This window comes from Acinetobacter sp. UBA2063 (genome assembly GCF_002333245.1).
GTDB classification, from domain to species: Bacteria; Pseudomonadota; Gammaproteobacteria; order Pseudomonadales; family Moraxellaceae; genus Acinetobacter; species Acinetobacter parvus.
On record NZ_DDAH01000090.1, the window covers coordinates 10,638 to 14,342 of the forward strand.

The 3,705-nt window shown below is 47.5% G+C and carries 4 protein-coding genes and 1 pseudogene; all 5 read left to right on the forward strand.

What is annotated here, in order from left to right; genetic code table 11:
- On the forward strand, positions 1-558 hold a 558-nt coding region (locus B4H32_RS03810; RefSeq protein ID WP_286800073.1), incomplete at its 5' end, for a nitrilase-related carbon-nitrogen hydrolase.
- Positions 559-584: 26 nt separating this feature from the next.
- Positions 585-1,709 carry an AAA family ATPase gene (locus B4H32_RS03815; RefSeq protein ID WP_004756669.1) on the forward strand — a complete coding sequence of 375 codons (1,125 nt, stop codon included), beginning with the start codon at positions 585-587 and terminating at the stop codon, positions 1,707-1,709.
- Positions 1,710-1,740: 31 nt separating this feature from the next.
- Positions 1,741-2,919: a formamidase gene (gene fmdA / locus B4H32_RS03820; RefSeq protein ID WP_001163819.1), complete on the forward strand. Its 1,179-nt coding sequence runs from the start codon at positions 1,741-1,743 to the stop codon at positions 2,917-2,919.
- A 108-nt stretch (positions 2,920-3,027) separates the two neighbouring features.
- Positions 3,028-3,324 (forward strand): FmdB family zinc ribbon protein, encoded by a 297-nt coding sequence (locus B4H32_RS03825; RefSeq protein WP_286800074.1) that lies wholly within the window; start codon positions 3,028-3,030, stop codon positions 3,322-3,324.
- A gap of 186 nt (positions 3,325-3,510) precedes the next feature.
- Positions 3,511-3,705 (forward strand): annotated as a pseudogene (locus tag B4H32_RS03830) (DDE-type integrase/transposase/recombinase); the annotation flags it as partial.

The following is a 3,705-nucleotide window of genomic DNA, read 5'->3' on the forward strand; positions in this document are numbered from 1 at the left end:
CTGATCATCTGTGATGACGGTAACTATCCAGAAATCTGGCGTGACTGTGCCATGAAAGGCGCTGAACTGGTCGTGCGTTGCCAAGGCTATATGTACCCGGCTGCAGATCAGCAGATCAACATGTCGAAATGCATGGCATGGGCAAATAACGTTTACGTTGCTGTTGCCAACTGTACCGGTTTCGACGGCGTTTACACCTATTTCGGTCACTCTGCGGTAGTCGGCTTCGACGGCCGTACCTTGGGTGAATGTGGTACGGAAGAAAATGGCATCCAATACGCACAATTGTCACTGCATGAAATTCGTGATGCACGTAAATACGACCAGTCACAAAACCATTTATTTAAATTGCTGCACCGCGGTTATACCGGTGTCTATAACAATGGTGACGGCGATAAAGGCGTTGCAGACTGTCCATTCGACTTCTACAAGACCTGGGTTCTGGATGCTCAAAAAGCGCAAGAGAACGTGGAAAAAATTACCCGCTCTACCATCGGCGTTGCGGAATGCCCAATCGGCAATCTGCCACATGAAGGCTTGGAAAAAGAAGCATCTTAAGTTTGGTCTGAGAGGAGGTATTCGATATGACATTTGCCAGCGACCGCATCAGTGCCAATCAGGAAACTCTGGCCAAACAGCGTTATGAGATGCAGAGCAAAGAACGTATTGCACGTACCTCTCGCTTTAGCTTTGATCCTGAAAAAGTCATGCAGCATGTCCGTGGTCATATCATTGGGCAGCGTGCCGCACTGGATGAAATTGAAAACATGCTCTTAACCGTCAAGGCAGATTTTAATGTTCCTACCCGGCCACTGGCAGTCACCTTGATGCTAGGACCGACGGGTGTGGGGAAAACCGAAACGGTTCGGCTGATTGCTGAGGCGATCCATGGCAAGCCAGATGCATTCTGCCGGATCGACATGAACACACTGGCACAGGAACATTATGCTGCAGCACTGACAGGTGCCCCTCCAGGCTATGTCGGCTCTAAAGAAGGCAATACCCTGTTTGATGAAGCCCATATTCAGGGCAGTTTTTCCAAGCCAGGTATTGTGCTGTTTGATGAAATTGAAAAAGCCAGTACCGAAGTCATTCGGGGTCTGCTCAACGTTCTGGAAACCGGAACCTTAAAGCTGACCGCGGGTACCAAAGTATTGGATTTCAAAAACTGCATGATCTTTATGACCAGTAACGTCGGCGCCAAAGATGCTCAGGCACGCTTAAGACAGCTGGCCAAGCTTCCAAAACCTATTCAGAAACTGGCCCGACTGGCCAAACTGGATGACAGCCAGATTACCGAACGCGCCCTGTACAAGAAATTTGATCCAGAGTTTCTGAATCGTATTGAACGCATTCTGAATTATGAAGCGGTAGAAGCTAATTTCGTGCCAACACTGGTCAGCCTGGAAATCGAGAAACTGAATCAGCGACTCCGCAAGCAGAGCCGCACGGTTGAACTTACACCCGCTGCCACCCTGTTTCTGTCTACCGGACACGATGTTCGTTTCGGAGCACGAGGCTTGAGTCGCCGTTTTCGGGTTTTGGTTGAGCCACAACTCGCCAGGTTTTTTATTCAGCATCCAGAAGCCGGTCAGATCATCATTGATTATGACGGCAAAGCGATCCAGGTTCAGTCAGTTCCGGTTGAAAGCGTGATCGAAGATCCGCTGTTCATCATGGATGACACGGGCAATAACATCAAAAACTAGCTTTATTCGACCTCAACACAGGGGATAAACCATGCAACATATTAAAATTAAACCAGGGGTTCCGCTGGCAGAACAGGCGGAAATTGGACATAACCGCTGGCATCCAGATTTGCCATTTCTGACTTCGGTAAAACCGGGTGAAGAAATCCTGATTGAAAGTCTGGATTTCCTGGATGCGCAGATTAAAGATACCGATGACATTTCTGATGTCAAAAATGTCGACCTGACCCGTGCCCATCCATTGACCGGACCTTTCTATGTAGAAGGTGCTGAGCCAGGTGACTTGCTGGTAATCGACCTGCTCGACATTCAGCCAATTTCAGATGTCGGTTTCTCTGGCGTATTTGCCAAGGAAAATGGCGGTGGCTTCCTGGCTGACTATTTCCCTGAAGCTGACAAAGCTATCTGGGACTTAAAAGGCTTATTTGCGACTTCACGTCATATTCCGGGCGTGCGTATTGCTGGCTTAAAACACCCTGGCTTGATGGGAACTTTGCCATCGCATGATTTGCTAAAGGAATGGAATCGCCGTGAAGCTTTACTGGTGCCTAAAGGTCAGGCTAATCCGCCTGATCCGCGTACTGCTGTTCTGCGTGGCGTAACAGGTGCTGAATTCGACCGTATGGCAGCAGAAGCTGCGCGCACTGTTCCACCACGTGAACATGGCGGAAATACGGACATTAAAGACCTGGCAGCCGGTAGCCGTATTTACTTCCCTGTTTATCAGAAAGGTGCTGGCTTCTCGATGGGCGATCTGCACTTCTCTCAAGGAGATGGTGAAATCGGTTTCTGTGGCGCGATCGAAATGGATGGTGTTACCCGTGTGGGCTTCGATCTGATCAAGGGCGGTATGGAAAAATACAATATCGATTCTCCAATCTTTGTGCCAAGTAATGTCCGTCCGGCTTATGACCAGTGGCTGACCTTTGAAGGCATCAGCGTTGAAGATGGCGTAAACCACTATCTGGATGCCACTGTGGCCTATCGTCAGGCGTGTTTAAAAGCGATTAAATACCTTGAGAATTTTGGTTTTACCGGCTCACAGGCGTATATGTTACTGACTGCGGCACCAGTTGAAGGCCGTATCGGCGGTATCGTGGATATTCCAAACTGTGCATGTACCGTATCTCTGCCAACTTCAATTTTCGAACAGAACATCCTGCCTCAAGGTGCGCTGAACGATGACAAATTCTGGGGGCATAAACGCTAGTTTTACAGTTTATTGTTGTTTCAGCTTCACAACGGGTAGTCATCCAACCTAAAGCCTTCGGCTACCCGTCTTTTTAATTTGAGCCCTTTGTGCTATAGGAGTACAGAAATGCCGTTATATGATTTCCGTTGTGAGCATTGCGAGGGAATTTTTGAACAACGGGTTCCAATTGCCCGTATCTCAACCGATACGATTGAATGTAATTATTGCCAACAGCAGACTTTAGCTAAGCCGATGATTACTGGCCATCAGCAAATTAATATGAAAAGCAAATGGCGCCCCTCTTCTGGCGCCGAACAACTTGCAGGGCATCTGGTAGAAGGACCCGGTACCAATCAGAATAGCGCACGCAGCTCGGTTTTACATAATTGCCGCGGCATTAACTGTTCTTTATGCGATGTTTAATCCGCCATTTTAAATATTTAACCAATCAGGACTGGACAGCTCCCAGTATCCTAGACACGAGACAGCCTCATTTTGAAGCTGTCTCAAAGGCTTCTGCGCTCATCCCATTGAGTACTGCCTATCGAAGAGATTATTTATTAGTCGAATAATCTCAAAACCTGATTGACTACCATGACGGTATCTCAGGTCTCTGACTTCACGTATATTCAAACTCATTCAGGTTGGGTCTAAACTGCATTTATTATTGATGTGTTTTCATGTGCAAGTGTTGGCTGGAAAGTATCAACACGTAAGAATACTGATATGGTGCTTGATGCACTGGGTTATGTATCGCCTTTTGAGTTTGAAGCAATGTACTATGATAAGATTAACCCGTTAGGT